Origin of the sequence: Tolypothrix bouteillei VB521301, assembly GCF_000760695.4 — a bacterium.
In the GTDB taxonomy this organism is placed as follows: domain Bacteria; phylum Cyanobacteriota; class Cyanobacteriia; order Cyanobacteriales; family Nostocaceae; genus Scytonema; species Scytonema bouteillei_A.
In genome coordinates, this window is the sequence record NZ_JHEG04000001.1 from 2,678,949 (window position 1) to 2,698,156 (window position 19,208).

Consider the following 19,208-nt stretch of genomic DNA (forward strand, 5'->3'; position numbering starts at 1 on the left):
TTTTTTAACGATAAAGCGGAGAGAATACAAAGAGAGGACAAGGAATAATTTTTTTATGCTTTTTGTTTTGCCTTATCAAGACAAATTTTTAATTGATTAGCTAATTCTTGAACGTGCGGTTCATTAAACATTGAAAAATGATTGCCTGGAACTTCTATCATGTTGATAGGTTGAGTAGAGTATCTGCCCCAACCTAACAAAGGATCGTTAGTATGAAACTCTAGACTTTGAAAATCGTGAACAATTTCCTCCCGAGCTTTTAATAAAGTAATCTCTTGAGGGTAAACCTGAGGAACATAATTCCTCATTGCTTGGATATGAGCTTTGAAAAGTTTATAACTACGAAAATGTTGTTCAATTTCTGTATTGCTTATATCAAGATTAGTCTTTCTCATTAAGAGATGGAATTGCTTCTCCAACGGCCATTGAACAAGTTCATCATAGGAAATTGAAAAATCTATACCAAACCAGTTTTTTACAGATTCAGCAAGCCGGAGTAACAATTTAGCATCATCATCTGTTGTTGGCTGAATGGCGCTTTCTGGCAGAATAGTATCAATCACAACAAGTAAATTGACCGTTTCTCCTTGCTTTTGTAGTTGTTGTGCCATTTCAAAAGCTATCATACCTCCGTAACACCAACCTCCTAAAAGATAGGGAGAATGCGGTTGTACAGCACGAATTTCATTGAGATAGTAAGCTGCTATTTCCTCTACGGAAATAATTTCAGGATCTTGTTGGCTTGGTCTTTGTTCTAAAGCATAGAATGGCTGCTCTATACCGAGTTTTTTTGCTAAATTTAGGTAGTTATTGATTTCTCCCCCTGCAGCATGTACGCAAAATAAAGGAAGATTGGAGCCGCAAGGTTGAATGGCTACCATTGGAGAACTTGAAATTACATGGGTTTCTTGGTTAATAATTTTCGCTAGCTTCTCAATTGTCGTATTTTCAAAAAGAGCAGACAGTGCTAGGTTTTTCCCAAAACGCTCATTAATTTGAGCGATTAAGCGTATAGCTAAAAAAGAGTGCCCTCCTAAATCAAAAAAGTTATTCGTAACTCCAATTGGGCTAATGCTCAGAAGATTTTCCCAAATTTTTGCAAGAGCTAATTCGGTAAAATTTCGAGGAGCTACAAAAGATTGAGTAGAGGTCAATGAAATGGCATTATCTGTTGGTAGAGCTTGCTTGTCTACTTTCCCATTTGGCGTTAGCGGTATCGCATCTAATACCACAAAGCTAGATGGTATCATATGCTTTGGCAGTCTCTGTTGTAAATATGGCAAGAGATCTGACGCTAAGTTTTCTTTCTTTTGCACCAAATAAGCAATGAGATGTCGATCGCCTTGAGCATCATTGCGGACAATAACAACAGCTTCTCGAACGTCAGGATGCTGCGCGATCGCTATTGCAATTTCTCCCAATTCTACCCGGAAACCACGAATTTTGACTTGGTCGTCATAGCGACCTAAATACTCAAGCTCGCCATTGTTAAGGTAGCGTACTAAATCACCAGTTTTATAAAGCTTAGTTCCTAGTACGAAGGGGTTATCAATAAACTTTTCTTGGGTTAGTTTAGCACGGTTCAAATAACTCTTTGCTAAACCATCTCCGCCAATGTACAATTCTCCAACAGCACCTTTTGGTACAAGCTGTAAATAGCGATTTAGTACATAAGCTTGTGTATTATCAATAGGATGACCAATGGGAACGCTTGTCGAGCGCTCTGGCAACAATGTTGTATCGTAGTAAGTGACATTAGCAGAAACCTCAGATGAACCATAAAGGTTAATCAGTTTTGCGTGTGGCATTAACTTACGAAAAGTTTGCGCCAAACTAAGAGAAAGCGCCTCACCACTTGTTATCCAAAGTCTTAAATGTGATAAATTCTTCGTAAGATGACCGTAAGTATCTAAAAAGATTTGCAGCAAAGAAGGAACAAGTATGACTCGTGTAATATTATGATTAGCAAGAGTTTCTAGGAAAAGTTGAGGATCTTTGACAACCCCATCAGGAATAATCACAGTCGGAATTCCCCGTAGTAAAGGAGCAAAAATCTCCCATACCGAGTCTACAAAACTAATGGCTGTTTTTTGACAGCAAACTTCCGCGTCCATAAAAGGATAGGTTTTCCACAGCCAGTGTAACCCATTCACTGTACCTTTATGAGTACCGAGAACACCTTTAGGAGTTCCGGTAGAGCCAGAAGTGTAAATCACATAGGCGAGGTTCTCCCCAGTCGATGTATGTTTGGGATTTTCCTGGCTTTCTTGTTTGATTGTTTCCCAATCAGTGTCTAAACAAATAATAGATATTTGTTCTTTGTCATTGGTCATTTGTTCAAAGCGATTAACGAATGATTTCTGACTAATGACCAATGAGACTTGAGAATCACTCAGCATAAAGCTAAGACGCTCAAGCGGATAATTGATATCAAGCGGTAGGTAAGCACCGCCAGCTTTAAGAATGGCTAAAAGCGCCACAACCATTTCTATTGAGCGTTCCAGACAAATGGCAACAAGGGTTCCTGTCGTAACTCCCAAATTTTTTAAATAATGAGCCAGTTGATTAGCTTTATAATTAAGCCGATCGTAAGTAATTGTTTCTGACAGACTCATGAAAGCCAAAGCATCAGGAGAGCAGCTGACTTGCTCCTCAAATAATTGATGTAAAGAAACATGGCGAGGATAGTCTGCGCGAGTATTGTTCCACTCTACTAATAATTGTTCCTGCTCTTGAACAGTGAGTAGTGGTAACTCGGAAATTTGCTGATTGGGGTTAGCAACAATGCTTTCTAGTAAAGTTTGGAAATGGCTGATAAAGAGGTTAATTGTTGTGGCATCAAACAAGTGAGTGCTGTATTCTAAAAACCCTGTTAATCCTTTTTGGGATTCAGACATTGATACAAAAATATCAAATTGAGATGTACCGCTATCAACTTCCAAAGCACGTAAGGTTAAACCAGGAACTTCATGAACGGGCATTGGTGTATTATGCAGGACAAACATAACTTGAAACAGAGGGTTCCGGCTTAAGTCACGCTCGGGTTGCAATTGTTCTACCAATTTCTCGAAAGGCAAATCCTGATGTGCATAAGCATTAAGAGTCACCTCTCGCACTCGGCTCAGAAGCTCTCGAAAGCTGGGATTACCGCTCAGGTCATTACGCAGTACTAAAGTATTGACAAATAAGCCAACTAGTCCTTCTAATTCAGCTCGGTTACGGTTGGCAATTGAAGAACCTACCAAAATATCTTCTCGATCGGTGTAGCGGTAAAGCAATATATTAAAAGCCGCTAGCAAAGTCATAAATAAAGTCGCTTCTTCCCGCTGGCTTAACTTATTCAGTGCCGCAGTTAAGGTTTGGGAGAACGTAAAATATTGCTTTGCACCTATAAAAGTCGCTACAGTGGGCCGCGGACGATCTACAGGTAACTGTAATACAGGCAATTCACCGCTGAGTTGTTGTTTCCAGTAATTAAGTTGGGTTTGGAGCAATTTACCTTGTAGGCGATGGCGCTGCCAAACGGTAAAATCTCGGTACTGGATAGGAAGTTCAGACAGAGGAGAAGACTGACCTGTCGAGAAAGCAGCATACAACGTTGCTAACTCACGTGCAAATACACCCATAGACCATCCATCTGTAATAATATGATGCATGGTTAAAAGCAAAACGTGCTCTGTCTCCCTTAAACGAACCAAAGTTGCTCTGACTAAAACTTCAGTGGCTAAATTAAAGGGCTTTTTTGCTTCCTCAGTTGCAAGTTGCTGAATTATGGGTTCCCAATCTTTGTTCGATAAATGCTCAAGGTTGATGAGCGGTAGCTCCCAGGTTAATTTGGATGTAACCACTTGCATTGGTTGTTCATCCACTATGATAAAAATTGTGCGCCAAGCTTCATGTCGCCTGAGAATTTCGTTGAGACTTTGCTGAAGTGCCTCCACATTAAGCGAGCCTTCTAAATGAAGGACGCTCGGAATATTATAGAAGGGGCTTCCCTGATAAAGTTGGTCAATAAACCACAACCGTTGCTGAGAAAAAGATAAGGGAACAGGGTTGGAATGCAGACACTTAGGAATAGCGTCTGTTTTGAAATTCCCTGCTTTCCACTTGTCTAAAAGAGCTTTTTTAGTAGGTGATAAATTAGAGTATTGCTTATCCATTTCTAATGACTAATAGCGAATGGCTAATGGCTAATGGCTAATTGTTAATTTATACTAGCTAAAATAACAGCAACTTCCTCTTCAGATAATTCATCAATCTTTTTCAAAAGAAGTTGTTCAATCATTTCTGCTTGCTTAGCTACAGTCAATCCTTCCAGTAAAAGGTCACGGAGTGGTAATTCCACAGGAAATATTGCTTGTAACCGTGAAGCTAATTGAGTGGCAATGAGAGAATTTCCTCCTAATTCAAAGAAGTTGTCATAAAGACTAACTTGCTCAATTCCTAAAACCTGTTGCCACATATGGGTAATTTGTTTTTCTAAGTTGCTTGTTGGAGGAGCATAAGAATTACTATAGTTTGGACTTAAATAATGTGAGGATATTTTTTTTTGATGGGAATCTTTTATATCATCTGATAAAGGTTCTATTTGAAAGCTATGGTTGCTCTTCGCATTTAAATTTATTTTAGAATCAACAACCAATTTTTCCTTATTATATGATGGCAACTTCCCGTCAATCCAATAACGCTGGCGTTCAAAGGGGTAAGTAGGTAAGGGAAGACGATGGCGTCTTTCATAATTGTAAAATCCTGACCAATCTATCTGTATACCTGCCATGCTAAGACGACCTAATGTATTCAGCATAAAAGCAACATCTGATTGTTGTTCTTTAGGATGGCGTAAAGAATTAAGTACTAATTGTTTAGCATCTATTTCTAAGTGCTGTTTAGCAAATGTGCTTAATGTTCGCCCTGGACCAACTTCTAGTAAAATTCCTTCTGGTTGTTTTAACAACTCAAGAATTCCAGAAGAAAATCTTACCGTCTGATGTAGATGTTGGCTCCAATAACTTGGGTTGGTTGCTTCATCTTTCTTAATCCAAGTACCAGTCACGTTAGAAATGAAGGGAATTTGAGGTGGTTTTAAGCTAACTTGTTTAACTGCAAGAGTGAAGGATTCCAACACGTCTGACATCATGTGAGAATGGAAGGCATGAGAGGTGTGTAAACGACGACAATCTACGCCTTTGGAAGTTAAATAGTTCTGTAACACCTCTATAGCTTCTGTTCTTCCTGAAACTACACATGAGGAAGGACTGTTAATTGCTGCTAGTTGTAGAGATGTTGTATGTAACATCTCTACACCTAACAAAGATTGCACATCTTTTTCAGACAGTGCAACAGCAAGCATACTTCCTGAAGGCAGTTCCTGCATCATTTGACCTCTCGCTGTCACCAGAGTTAACGCATCTTCTAAAGAAAACACTCCAGCTAAAGTAGCGGCTACATATTCACCAATGCTATGACCAATCATTGCTGTAGGAGACACACCCCACTCCATCCATAACTTGGCAAGGGCGTATTCAATAACAAACAGAGCAGGTTGAGTTATTGCTGTCTGTTGTAGAGAGGCGATACATTGCGTTTCTACATTGGTCTGTTGTTCATTTGGATAAAGTATCTGACGTATATCAAGACCAAGGAGAGGTTTAAGAATATCTGCACATATATCAATTTGTTTGTAGAATGTTGGCTCAACTTCATAAAGTTCCTGCGCCATGTTCGCATACTGCGATCCCTGCCCAGGAAACATAAAGACGATTGGGTGGTGGCTGGGCTTTTGGTAGTAGGTGAATACTCGTTGCGGATCTAAAGAGGTGAGTGTGTTAATTGCATCTTGTAAATCAGAACAAACCACCATCCGTTGATGCTCGAAAGTCCGACGACCAACTTGGAGGGTGTGAGCAACATCAGCAAGGTTAATATCTGAATTTTGTTGAAGATAATAAGCTAAGTTGACTGTGGCGTACTCCAAAGCGGAAGAAGTTTTAGCTGAAAGTAACAACAACTGCCAAGGACGTGATGGAGAAGTGATAGATCGCGATGCCACTGGTGCTTCTTCGAGAATAACGTGAGCATTAGTTCCTCCAATACCAAAAGAACTGACACCAGCGCGGCGAGGGGTGCTTTTGCTCTTCCATTCCGACAACGCAGTATTAACGTAGAAGGGGCTGTTAGCAAAGTCAATTTGAGGATTGGGTTGATCAAAATTTAAACTAGGAGGTATTTGTTTGTGTTTTAGGGCTTGGACAGTCTTGATTAAACCAGTAATACCAGCAGCTGTGTTTAGGTGCCCAATATTGGTCTTTACAGAACCAATTGCACAAAATCCTTTTTTACTGCTGTTAGAACGAAAAGCTTGTGTCAGAGCGGTAATTTCAATCGGATCTCCCAAAGTTGTTCCCGTACCATGAGTTTCAATATAGGAAATGGATTCGGGTTCAACTCCAGCCAAAACAAGCGCCTCTAAAATCACTTCTCTTTGACCATCTACACTAGGAGCTGTGTAACCAACCTTTAAAGAACCATCATTATTGATAGCGGAACTTTTGATAACCGCATGAATAAAATCACCATCCGCGATCGCTTCCTCTAACCGTTTCAAGACCACTACACCCAACCCGTTACCAAATATAGTTCCTCCGGCTTTTGCGTCAAAGGCTCGACAGTGACCATCAGACGACAGAATTCCCCCTTGCTCGTAATAGTAGCCCGTGCTTTGTGGCACTATTATTGAAACACCACCTGCGATCGCAATATCACTTTCTCCATTTAATAAACTTTGGCATGCAAAATGAACAGCGACCAACGATGTAGAACAAGTTGTTTGAACATTAACACTTGGTCCTGTTAAATTTAACTTATAAGAAATTTGTGTTGTTAAGTGGTCTTTCTCATTTCCAAGAAAAATTTGAAATGCTTCTACTGGTTTGAGCGATAACCAATTAGGATATAGGTTGGAAAATATGTTTGAAAATAAGTAAGAACTTAAATTTGCACCAGCGAAAAGACCAATTTTACCAGTGTAAGTTTGAGAATTATAGCCAGCGCTTTCTAGAGCTTCCCAAACGCATTCCATCAAGAGGCGATGTTGTGGGTCCATTATTTCGGCTTCTTTAGGAGTAAATCCGAAAAATGACGCATCAAATAACTCTATATCTTCCAAGACACTGCCTGCTTTCACATAACTAGGATCGGTTAGAACAACTGGATCGACTCCTGTAGATGCTAGTTCATCATGAGTGAAAAAAGAAATTGATTCCACACCGTCTCGCAGATTTTGCCAAAAAATATCAACATTTTTTGCTCCTGGAAAACGACCTGACATACCGATGATAGCTATTTCATCTTTATTCTCAAAGCTATTAAATTCATTTGACTCATTCATCAGCATAAATTTTTATTTGATTTAACCAGAGAATTTCTAAGCACATTTTGAGTTTAAAGCACCGTTACATTAATCAAAATGGAGACAAACGACCCAGTTTTTCCAAAGGTGCAAAGCTGAATAAGCTTTTACGCTTTTAATTTACACAGTAGGGCTGGCAATACTTCTCGGTTAAGCATTTTTTTCCTCCCCTGCACAAAAGTGCTTGTCTCACTCGACAATTTTCTCAGCCCTTGCTGTATTGGTAGAGGCAGACGGGAACGCTCTCCTCACAAGAGTTAGGTTTATTAAGGTTGTGCAAGTTAAATAATTGTTAGCTTGTCTTGTTGACCTACAGACTAAATATTGTTAGTCTTTATAAAAAAACTGGGTTCCATAGGATTAATGTACTGAGTTTCTAGAGCTTACGAGCAACATATGCCATCCTTAAGTCTTCCAAGAAATGTGTTGGAAAATCTTTATCTTTTGTTAAATCATAGATCGTTACTTTTGTGAAGCCTGCTTTTTCTAGAGCAAATTGAACTTCTGCTTTAGAATAACCTTGTATTGTACAAACGCTTTCTGAACGTTGCCATTGTCCATTCAACAGTTGAAATGTAACTCGCTGGTATTGATATGATTTCCCATCAGGGGTATTGTTCGTATAACGCTCCAGCCAAGCATAATCTTCTCCAAAATCACCATCGGCTAGAGGATTTTCAATTGGACTATCACCGTCTAGTACTCTCGAGCCTTCAGTTGAGTCAAATACAAACCAACCATTTTCTAAAAGTGCTGAGTAAATATTTTGGAAAGCCTTTGTTAAATCATCAAGATTTAAAATATGATTGAAGACATTATTTGATGCAACAACCGCATTGAAAGTAGGTGGTAATTCTAAGGAGAGTATATCATCTCGCATAAATCGACCATTTGGTATCTTTTTACGAGCAAATTCCAACATCCCGTCAGATATATCGAGACCAGTGACTTGATAACCTTTGTTTATCAGCTTTCTTACTAGCTCTCCTTTCCCGCAGCCAATGTCCAAAATATAGCTTCCTAAGGGCAAATATTCTAGGAAATGTTTTCCCACAAAATTTAGCCAGATATCACTGACTTGTTCTCCTGAATACGCTACATTTACGTCATTATAAAACGAGCGAATATTCTGTTCAAGAGATGCATTTGCTGAAGACATAAAGATTCCTCCATTTCTCAACAATTATCACGTCATTTTTTTGCTCTTTTTTAAAGAAATTGAAATTGCAACTTCAAAGCAATTTCAATCTGCTCGTTCAAAACGATATCGATATCATCTTCAGTAGTTAATGGATTTGCAATGACCGCACGTAAAGCAATTACAGGAATTTTTTTGTCAAATTCCGAAATTATTTTTGTGGTTCGAGAGATAAAAGTATGACCTGTTTGACGTTGATTTTTTTGAAGATTCTCATTGAATTCATTAATCAGTAAGTTATCAATTTCTGTTAATTGTTTTTTTGCAACTAGCCCTCTCAATGGCTCTGGAATATAGCGATAAATGAGCAAGTTAGTATCAGGTTCTGCTAGCAATTCAAATTCAGGCATTGACCGGATACGGTCTGCCATATATTGTGTTTTTCTAATACCTTCATCAATTAAAAATTCATAACCTTGGCTTCCAATCAAGTTTAGTCCAGCATGTAAGAATAAAGCCATACCTGGTCGAGAACCTTCTAAAGCGCGTTTACCTAAATCGAAGGAGCCTTTACGCATTGTATAACTTGCTTGTTTTTCGATCGCTTTCGCCAAGTGTGGGTCACGCAGAAAAAGCATACCAATACCCATTGGTAGATAGAGCTGTTTGTGTCCATCAATGGTCACTGAATCAGCTCGTTCGATACCAGCAAGTTTATGTCCGTGTTGTTTGGAAAAAATGAGCGGTCCGCCCCAGGCAGCATCTACGTGAAAATGAATATTGTTTTGTTGTGCAATCTCTGCGATATCAGAAAGTGCGTCCACTCCACCAGAATCCGTCGTTCCTGCAATACCGACGATAGCAATAATATACTGGTTTTGCAGACGACACTGTGCAACAGCTTGGCGTAACGCAGATATATCTACTCTCCCTTCACGGTTAGCGGGAATTTTAACCAAACCACGGGTACCGATACCCAATAAATCAGCGGCTTTATCAAAAGAGTAATGCATCAACTCAGAACCAATGATGACGGCTCCTTTGTAGCCATAAAAATCTAGGGCGGCAGTTAAACCTTCTGTTTCTACGCCAAGAAAGCCATCCTTCGGCCCCAAAAAAGCATTGCGAGCACACCAAAGCGCTGTAATATTAGCCGTTGTACCGCCAGAAACTAAAATTCCCAGTGTACTCTCGCTGTTTTGAGCGTGCTGAGCATAAAAGCGATCGCCAAATTGGTAAATCAGTCGGTGCATCATTGCTAAAGCCTGACGTTCATAGAAGCTTAGAGCTTTAGCTGTTTCTATTTTGACGGAATTTTGGTTCATTGCCGTCATGAGTTTAGCCAGAGGTTGCACAAAATAGGGAAGTGCAGAGGTCATGTGACCAATAAACTTTGGTGAAGATGTTTGTACTGAATGAGAAACAACATTATTAGCTAAGTATTCAAAATAACTATCAAAATTAGAGGGTTCGATAGGGACATTACTGTCAGCAAACTTTTCCACTAAAGAATCGATGTCAATGTCAGTACTAGTATTATTGACCTCTAAAAAATTTTCAGCTAAAGTTGCAACCCGCACATCCATCTTTTTTCCTATAGATGTTGCATGACTCAATGGAGTAAACATTTGCATGACTTTTTCTTCAATTCCATACTTTAATGCTGACTCAACCTCAAGACAGTAATTTGGTGTGGTTTCTTTTTTACTTAATGTCATTTTGCAATCCCTATCCTTTTTGCTTTCTGGCTGCTCGATGCTTTTGTCCGATTTGTTTTCGGCGCTGTATCGAATCTGTTATAATTTCAGCTTTTTGAGAAGGTTGTAGAAAAGATGTTTGTTTGCGTGAATTATGAGTTAAATAGTTGGCTAGGTGACTTATAGTTGGATATTGGAACATTTCAACTAAGGAAAAATCTTGTTGAAATATTTGTTGTAGCTTGCTATGAACCTGAACTAAGAGCAATGAGTGACCCCCAAGCTCAAAGAAATTATCATGGATACCAACTTCCTCAATGAGAAGTATTTCTTGCCAAATCCTGGCAATGGTTTGTTCTAGCTCTGTTTGTGGTAACTGATAAACTGATTCCAATTCAGGACGTGTACGAGCGGGAATTGGTAGCGCTTGGTAATTAATTTTGCCATTGGGCAAGAGTGGTAAAGCCTCCAGCATTACAAAGGCCGCTGGCACCATATAATCGGGTAGTTTCTCTTTTAGCCAGCAATGAAGTTCAGTGACAGTGGTTGTCTGTTGTGGATAAGGAATGACATAGGCTAATAACTGCTGTTCATTAGATTCATCGTCCTTGCAAACAACCACGCTTTGCTGTACTGCTGAATGTTGACTCAAAATTGCTTCAATCTCTCCAAGTTCAATACGGAAGCCACGAAGCTTGACTTGATGGTCAATGCGCCCCAGAAATTCAAGATGGCCATCAGGGAGGTAGCGAACCAAGTCCCCAGTTTTGTATAGACCTGCACTTGATTTTGAATTTTGAATTTGGGATTTTGGATGACTCATCTGACTCAAATCCCCCAATCTAAGATCTAAAATCGGCAATCCAAAATCGTTTGAGATAAATTTTTCTGAGGTCATCTCAGGTCGATTTAAATAACCTCTCGCCAGTCCTGCACCACCAATATACAACTCACCTGGCACTCCAATGGGAACACGCTGTAAATGCTTATCTAACACATAAATTTGCGTATTAGCTATGGGACGACCTATTGCAACTCGCGAAGGAGCGTTATCTTGAGGGGTGATATTGTAGCAAGTGACATCAGCAGAAACTTCTGAGGAACCATAAAGATTCAAAAGGATGCTTTCTGGCATACTCTGCCGAAATTTTTGCAATAAGTCAATTGAGAGCGCTTCTCCACTAACCACCCAAAACTTTAACTTGGGTAATTTTTTTTGCAAATCGTTTTCAGTATTCAATAGCAAACGCAGTAGCGAAGGGACAAGAACTAACCGCGTCACGTGGTTACTTGCCAGGGCTTCTATAAATTTTTGCGGATTCTTAACTAAAGCATCGGAAATAATAACTGTCCGCACCCCTTGCAATAAAGGTCCAAAAATTTCCCAAACTGAATCCACAAAGTTTAAGGATGTCTTCTGGCAACAAACTTCTGTTTCTGCAAACGGATAAGTTTGCCACATCCAGTAAAACCGATTTACAGCACCTCGATGGAGACCGAGGACTCCTTTGGGTGTTCCAGTAGAACCAGAGGTGTAAATGACATAAGCCAAATTGTCAGATGTCGTGTTACATATTGGGTTCTGTTGACTTTCTTGAGCAATAGTGTGCCAGTCTGTATCTAAACAAACCACTTGTGCGTTATGCTGGGGAAGTTTTGTTTTGTTTCGTTGTTGAGTGAGTAACACTGGCACTTGTGCATCTGATAGCATGAAGGCTAAGCGCTGTTGTGGATATGTCGGATCTAAAGGTAAATAAGCACCTCCAGCCTTGAGAATTCCTAACAGCCCAACAACCATGTCGAGCGATCGCTCTACGCTTATGCCTACCAATATCTCTGGTCCTACACCCAACTTGTGCAAATAGTGTGCTAGTTGATTTGCACGCCGATCGAGCTCCGTATATGTCAGTTGTTGATCTGCAAAGGCTACAGCAACCGCATTGGGTGTACGCTCTACTTGAGCCTCAAATAACTGATGAATGCATTGCTGCAGTGGATACTCAGTTTGTGTTTCATTCCACTTCAAAAACTGTGTCTTTTCGGCTTCAGTCAATAGAGGTAGCTCCCAAAGGTGCTGCTCTGGATTATTAACAATTCCAAAAAGAAACGTCTGTAAATGCCCAGCCATCCTGTGTATAGTTTCCGCTTCAAACAGATCGGTATTATATTCGAAAGTCCCAACTAGTCCTGAAGCAGTCTCTTCCATGGACAAGGTCAAATCAAACTTTGCTGTACCACTGTTATTTTCAAGAAGACTCAAGTTTAAACCCAATAACTCTATCTCTGACACTGGTGCATTTTGAAGGATGAACATCACCTGAAATAGAGGTGCGTGGCTTAGCGATCGCTGCGGTTGCAACTCTTCTATCAGCACATCAAACGGTAAATCTTGATGGGAGTAAGCTTGTAATGCTACCTCTCGCACCTGGCTTAACAACTCTTTGAAGGTAAAATGGCTGTCAAAACGAGTCCGAAACACTAAGGTATTAACAAAACAACCAATGAGCCGTTCTATCTCAGAGCGGTTGCGGTTGGCAATAGGAGAACCAACTACAATATCTTCACTTCCTGTATAACGATGCAGCAATATTTTAAAAGCTGCTAGCAAAGTCATAAATAAAGTGCATCCTTCTTGCTGACTCAAAGTCTTGAGTGCAGTAGATTGCTCTTGAGAAATTTGAAAAGAACAAGTAGCACCCCGGAAAGTTTGAATAGCAGGTCGTTTGCGATCGGTAGGTAATTCCAGCACTGTTGGCATTCCATCTAATTGTTGCCGCCAGTAAGTAAGCTGGGACTCTCGTGTCTTTCCTACAAGCCATCGCCTTTGCCAAGCGGCAAAGTCTGCATACTGAATCGGTAGGTCAACAAGAGGTGACGCTTGCCCCGTACAAAAGGTTTGATAAAGTACAGAAAGTTCGTGTAACAGTACACTTATTGACCAACCATCAGAGGCAATATGGTGCATGGTAAATACCGCTACGTGCTCTTGTGCTCCAAGGCGCAGCAATTTCACGCGAATCATTAAGTCAGTTGTTAGGTCAAAGGGCTGTTGTGCCTCAGCAAGTGCCAATTGTTTGACTTTAGCTTTTTGTTGATCTGAAGTTAATTCACTCAAATCAATCACTGGCAATGACAATCTTGTTGCTGATAAAATGACTTGTATGGGTCGTCCTTCAACTGTTTTAAAGGTAGTTCGCAAGACTTCGTGGCGACGTAAAATTTCGTTAAGGCTCTGCTCAAGGGCATTTTGATTTAGCTCTCCTTGCAAGCAGATAGCGGCTGACATATTGTAGAAAGAGCTATTAGGTTGTAGCTGAGCCAGGAACCACAAACGTTGTTGGGAAAAGGACAGAACTAACTCTCCGTTCCTTGGAATGTTTTCAATAGGAGAACTTCCCAATCCTAACCCCGCCTTAGTGCTCTTCTCAATGTCTGGTGCTAACTCAGCTATTGTTGGCTGCTCAAACAAGCGACGCAGAGGAAACTCTATCTCAAAGATTTGTCGTACCTTAGAAATAACACGGGTCGCCAGTAGAGAATGGCCTCCCAATTCAAAGAAGTTATCGTAGATGCTGACTTTCGTAACACCAAGAACTTCTATCCAAATACCAGCTAACATCTCTTGAATGGGAGTAGAAGGAGAGACAAAATTGCGATCGCACTGAAGCTGTATCAGATCGGGTGCGGGTAGCGCTCGGCGATCTACCTTACCGCTAGGAGCTAATGGTAGAGTTCTTAGCATTACAAAAGCTGACGGCACCATATGTTGTGGTAACCTTTCTTTTAAGAGGTTCCGGAGTTGTGACACTAGTTCGCTACTGATTGGCGATTTTTGATTTGATAGTGCTTCATCCACATTGTCATGTGGCTGCTGAACCTCAAATTCTGGAACTATATATGCCACCAAACGCTTTTCGCTAGGCCGATCTTCTCTAACAATAACTACACTTTCCCTCACCGCCGAATGCTGATGCAAAAGTGCTTCAATTTCTCCAAGTTCGACGCGGAAGCCTCGAATTTTTACCTGGTTGTCTATACGCTCTAGAAATTCGATATTCCCGTCAGGGAGCCACCTTCCTAAATCTCCAGTTTTATAAAGTAAATCTTGATTATTTTCTGGCAATTTTTGTTTGGTATTTGGAAAGGGATTAGGAACAAAACTTAATTTAGTTTTTGCTTCATTTTTCCAATACCCATTCCCTACGCCGATACCGGATACACAAATTTCTCCAGGAAATCCTATCGGTACTAATTGCATTTGGCAATCGAGAATATAGAGATTTAAGTTAGTTAACGGCTTACCAATAGGAACAGTCCGTAGGTTTTCTGGTAAAGCTTTATCGGCTATAAACTGTGTAATATCATCAGCAGCCTCGGTGGGACCGTAAGCATTAGCTATCTTGATTGAAGGATATATACTCAACCACTGATTAACTCGCTGTACCGATATTGATTCTCCGGATACCATCATCCACTTCAACTCTGGTAACAATCGTCGCTCTTCAGGTAATTGGGAAATATAGCTTAGCAATCCTCCAAATACTGCTGGTACTAGTTCAACAACTGTTATACTTTGCTCTTTAAGAACTTCAAATAATTTTTCAGGAACAAAACTTGTTTCTGTGTCAACGATAACTGTTTTACCACCAATAAGGAGTGGAGCTAAAAATTGCCAGACAGAAATATCAGTAGAAGAAGGAGCGCTTTGTAAGAAACAAAAATCTTCTGTTAATTCTAGTTCATCAAATTGTGCATATATATGGTTAATAGCCCCATCATGCCGAACGATAGTACCTTTGGGCAATCCAGTTGAACCAGATGTATATAGCATATAAGCTGGAGCAGTTCCTACATGGCTCCTTTCTGGATTCTTTTTAGAACAATTCTTGAAATCGAGAGAATTGTAGATTTTAACATCACTCAGGCTGAAGAATTCTTTGTGCGTAGGTGGAGCGTCCAAACAAATTAAGCATTTTAGGTGCGAACAATTCTCTAGTAAGCTTTGCAAAATCTTTAAACAGGAAGAGTCTGTTAAAATAATTTGCACTTCGCTGTTGGATACCATGTATTTGATTCTATCCGCCGGATAGTTACTATCAATAGGTACATAAGCTCCACCAGCCTTATGAATCGCAAGTATACCGAGCAAAAAATTGATGTCTCGCTCTTTGAAAATCCCTACAAACTCTCCTTCCTCAATTCCTAAATTTTGCAAAAATGTGGCTAATTGATTAACGTTTTCATTTAGCTCTTGATATGTTAAATGAAGTTCTTTATAAACAACTGCAATCCTACTAGGATTTTGTTCTACTTGATTTTCAAATAATTTGTCAATCGTCTGCTCCAAGGGATATTTTTTGACCTTTTTATTAAATTTTTCCAATAACTGTTGTCTATCAACTTGTCTTAAAAATGCAATATCAGATAATGGTATTTTAAAAGAAGTGTTTATAACACTTTCAAGAACATTGTTATAAGTGTTTATAAAAGACTTAAGAATCTCTTCGTGAAAAATATTACAATTGTAATATATTTTACCATTTATCTGGTTCCCAGTTAATCTAAACGAAATTGTCAAATCATTATTTAGATTTATTATATGGTTTTTGAGGTGTATATTTTCTAATAAAACTACTATATCAAAAATCGGACAACGATTTTGATTTTGTGGTAATTTTAATAACTTTACTAATTCATTAAAAGGATAATTTTGATGAGTATAAGCACTTAATATTGTCTCTTTGGCTTGTAAGAGAAATTCTTGAAATGTCAGTTGATTTATTATGTTAAAACGTAGGGGAACAATGGTATTTGAACAGGTATCACTTCCCTTAAATTGATAAATAGGAGAACCAATAATCACATCACGGTTATTAGTGTATTTTTGCATCAATATACTCAGTACGGATACAAGAACTATGTATATAGATAAGTCAGAGCGATTTGTAAACTGAATAAGAGCTTCAGATAAATCAGTAGATAATTCAAAACTTATCGAATTATGCTTACCTTCATAGGTTATTGGTCTAACATAATCTAGAATCAAATTTGTCTCTGGTAATTCTCCAAATAATTGATTTAACCAATAAATTTTGTCAGAAAAGATTTCTTCAGGAGCTAATGTATTTTTACTTTGATTAGCCAACATCATCTATCACCCTTTAGTACAGATTACTCAATTTATTTTTCTAAAAAATCGTGAAAAGCTTGCTCTAAGATAGAGCATCCTTTTTCTAAAATAGACATTTCAATATTCAAAGGTGGCAAAATTTTTAGTACAGTGTTATCTCTACCAACTTTTTCAATTATTAAACCTAGTTCAAAACAACGTGAAGCTATCTTTTTTGCCAAATCTATTTTACCAAAACGAGCGATATCAATACCCCAAATTAAGCCAAGTCCACGTATCTCTATTTTTTCATTTATGGATGCTATTTTCTCAAGGAGAAAATTCTTCAAAAAAGCTTCTTTAACTTTAATTTCCTGCTCAAGATTAGTAATTTCTTTATACTCTAGAGCAGCAGTTCCACCGACAAAAGCTAGTTGATTGCCTCTGAAAGTGCCAGTATGCTCTCCTGGTTGCCAAATATCGAATTCTGGTTTAATTAACAGAAGTGACATGGGAAAACCGTAACCACTGATAGATTTTGAAAGCACTACCATATCGGGAACAATGTTAGCTCTTTCAAATGAAAAAAATGGTCCTGTTCGACTACAGCCTACTTGAATATCATCACAGATTAATAAAATCTCATGTTTATCGCACAATTGTCTGAGATTTTGCATCCATGCTATTGGTGCTACAATAACTCCACCTTCAGCTTGTACTGTTTCAAATATAATTGCTGCTGGTTTTTCAATCCCGGAATTAGGATCGGTAAGGACTGATTCCATATACTCTATAGTATCAAAATTTGACATGAAACCATAAGGGTAAGGCATAAACGTTATATTATTTGATGTGCCAAATGAACCCGCTCGAATTTCAAGATTTCCGCTTATGGATAAGCTACCTAATGTCATCCCATGATAGGCTCCCATAAATGAGAATATGCCTGTTCTCTTTTTTATTTTTCTTGCCAATTTTAAGGCAGCTTCAACGGCATTGGTTCCAGTAGGTCCGCAAAACTGAAGTCGATAATCCAAATTTTTAGGTTGGAGAACTGTTTCCTTAAATTTAATTAAAAACTTTTCTTTTGCAGATGTATATAAATCTAAACCATGTGCAACTCCGTCAGCGTCTAGATAAGATATCACTTTTTGTTTTATATAATCATTGTTATGCCCATAATTTAAAGCACCTGCTCCTGCTAGAAAATCAATGTAAGCTTTGCCTGATTCTGAATAAATTAAAGAACCTTTAGCTCGATGGAATAAATCTGGAAAGTTTCGGCAATAACTTCTAACATTTGATTCTTGTTTTTCAAAAATATTCATGTTTTTTGACCTTTTTCTTAATTTACTTGAAATTACACCCATGCTCCCAAGGGAGAACTCTCGCAAATCACTGCCTCGTCTTAACGATTTGCAATCGGTAATTTTCTGGCAAAAAGAGAGTCATGTGGAGAAAAATTAAATGTCACTTGTTCTTCTAACATAGAATTCATGTATTGCTCTCGTTCTGTTAGCCAAGACAAATCTTTGAGGATAACGTTAGGATGAGCCGCTATATTTTGCAGTAATATCTCGAAATGCTTTAATATGCCAGTAATAGTTGCAGTATCAAAACGGTGGAAATCATAATTGATCCCAATGCGTAACTCTGAACCTGGATATCCAATTAAATTCAGAGGGTAATTAGTCTTGTAAAGGTTGAGTGGATGAGAAAAATCAATAATTTGATTTTGCTCTCCTGAATCTCTTAATATCTTATCAATTGGTTGATTCTCAAACACAAATATACTGTCAAACAAAGAGAAACCTCGTTGCACTTCACTCCATCGTTGAATATCAACTAGAGAAGTGTATTCATACTGACGAATCTCTACCAGTTGTTCCTGAAACTGTTTAAGCCAAGGTAATAAATATTGTTCTGCATCTACTTTGACCCTTACTGGTAGTGTGTTGACTAACATACCAAGCATTGACTCTGAGCCTTCTAAATCTACTGGACGACCAGAAACAGTACACCCATAGACAACCTCATTTTGACAAGTGTAGCGACTGAGAAGTAAAACCCAGGCTCCCTGAACGAGTACGTTAATAGTGAGGTGATGCTGTTTTGCTAAAGATTGTAGTTTTGCAGTGGTCGTTTCGGATAGTTTAACCAGTAGCTCATCGTATCTTTCTTCTAGGCTGAGTAAGTTGCTGTCATCTAGATTGGTAAGGGGAGTAGGTGCTTTTACTCCTTTCAGCATTTGCCGCCAGAATTCCTCTGCTTGTGATGAATCCTGCTTCCCCAACCAAGTAATGTAGTCTCGAAAACGGCTACCAGGTACTAAAGGTACATCTTGCCCTCGACAAAATGCTGTGTACAGCTCCATAACTTCTTTCAGCACTAACGGATAGGACCACCCATCCAAAATAATCATGTGTAAACTCCAAATGAATTTGTAAGAGCGGTCGTTGAGACGAATTAAAGTCACGCGCATAAGAGGTGCTTGAGAAAAATCAAAACCTCGTTCGCGATCGTGTTTTAAAAAAGAGTTTAAGCGCTTGTGCTGTTCAAATGAATCTATTCCTCTCCAGTCTTGCTGCTCTAGAGGTACTTTTGCATATTGGTATACAACTTGTAGAGGTTTGTCTATATCTTGCCAATAGAAACTAGTACGCAAAATTGTGTGTCGGTCCATAACATGCTGCCAAGCACGTTCAAAAGAGACAATGTCTATATTTCCGTGCCAAGTAAAGCCTAGTTGGACAAAATAGAGCACTAAGTCAGAAGAAGACAAACTGTGGACTAGAATCCCATGCTGTATTGGCGATAATTCGTAGATATCTTGAATATTTTCTGTTGTCATATTAT

Annotated in this window: 7 protein-coding genes and 1 pseudogene; all 8 read right to left on the minus strand. The window is 38.9% G+C overall.

Annotated features, from left to right (window positions below):
- Positions 1-53: 53 nt before the first annotated feature.
- A complete protein-coding gene (locus HC643_RS10755) occupies positions 54-4,160 on the minus strand; it encodes a non-ribosomal peptide synthetase (protein ID WP_050045661.1) in 4,107 nt (1,368 codons plus the stop codon).
- Between the two features lie 44 nt (positions 4,161-4,204).
- A complete protein-coding gene (locus tag HC643_RS42775; protein ID WP_038081830.1) occupies positions 4,205-4,462 on the minus strand; it encodes a phosphopantetheine-binding protein in 258 nt (85 codons plus the stop codon).
- 201 nt (positions 4,463-4,663) lie between these two features.
- Positions 4,664-7,387: pseudogene (locus HC643_RS10760) on the minus strand (type I polyketide synthase); the annotation flags it as partial.
- Positions 7,388-7,784: 397 nt separating this feature from the next.
- Entirely contained in the window at positions 7,785-8,567 is a 783-nt protein-coding gene (locus tag HC643_RS10765; RefSeq protein WP_038081832.1) for a class I SAM-dependent methyltransferase, read from the minus strand.
- 50 nt (positions 8,568-8,617) lie between these two features.
- Positions 8,618-10,264 carry a pyridoxal-dependent aspartate 1-decarboxylase PanP gene (gene panP / locus HC643_RS10770; protein WP_038081835.1) on the minus strand — a complete coding sequence of 549 codons (1,647 nt, stop codon included), beginning with the start codon at positions 10,262-10,264 and terminating at the stop codon, positions 8,618-8,620.
- Positions 10,265-10,274: 10 nt separating this feature from the next.
- Positions 10,275-16,394 (minus strand): non-ribosomal peptide synthetase, encoded by a 6,120-nt coding sequence (locus HC643_RS10775; protein WP_167844655.1) that lies wholly within the window; start codon positions 16,392-16,394, stop codon positions 10,275-10,277.
- 29 nt (positions 16,395-16,423) lie between these two features.
- The gene (gene ectB, locus HC643_RS10780) at positions 16,424-17,680 is read right to left on the minus strand and encodes a diaminobutyrate--2-oxoglutarate transaminase (protein ID WP_038081837.1); all 1,257 of its coding nucleotides are present in this window, start codon (positions 17,678-17,680) and stop codon (positions 16,424-16,426) included.
- A gap of 80 nt (positions 17,681-17,760) precedes the next feature.
- On the minus strand, positions 17,761-19,203 hold the full coding sequence (locus tag HC643_RS10785) for a condensation domain-containing protein (protein ID WP_038081838.1): 1,443 nt from the start codon (positions 19,201-19,203) through the stop codon (positions 17,761-17,763).
- Positions 19,204-19,208: the final 5 nt, after the last annotated feature.

Excerpts from the sequence above, each read along its gene's own strand:
- HC643_RS42775 (WP_038081830.1), bottom strand. The coding sequence starts at position 4,462 with ATGTGGCAACAGGTTTTAGGAATTGAGCAAGTTAGTCTTTATGACAAC.
- HC643_RS10785 (WP_038081838.1), bottom strand. The coding sequence starts at position 19,203 with ATGACAACAGAAAATATTCAAGATATCTACGAATTATCGCCAATACAG.
- ectB (WP_038081837.1), bottom strand. The coding sequence starts at position 17,680 with ATGAATATTTTTGAAAAACAAGAATCAAATGTTAGAAGTTATTGCCGA.
- panP (WP_038081835.1), bottom strand. The coding sequence starts at position 10,264 with ATGACATTAAGTAAAAAAGAAACCACACCAAATTACTGTCTTGAGGTT.
- HC643_RS10765 (WP_038081832.1), bottom strand. The coding sequence starts at position 8,567 with ATGTCTTCAGCAAATGCATCTCTTGAACAGAATATTCGCTCGTTTTAT.
- HC643_RS10775 (WP_167844655.1), bottom strand. The coding sequence starts at position 16,394 with ATGATGTTGGCTAATCAAAGTAAAAATACATTAGCTCCTGAAGAAATC.
- HC643_RS10755 (WP_050045661.1), bottom strand. The coding sequence starts at position 4,160 with ATGGATAAGCAATACTCTAATTTATCACCTACTAAAAAAGCTCTTTTA.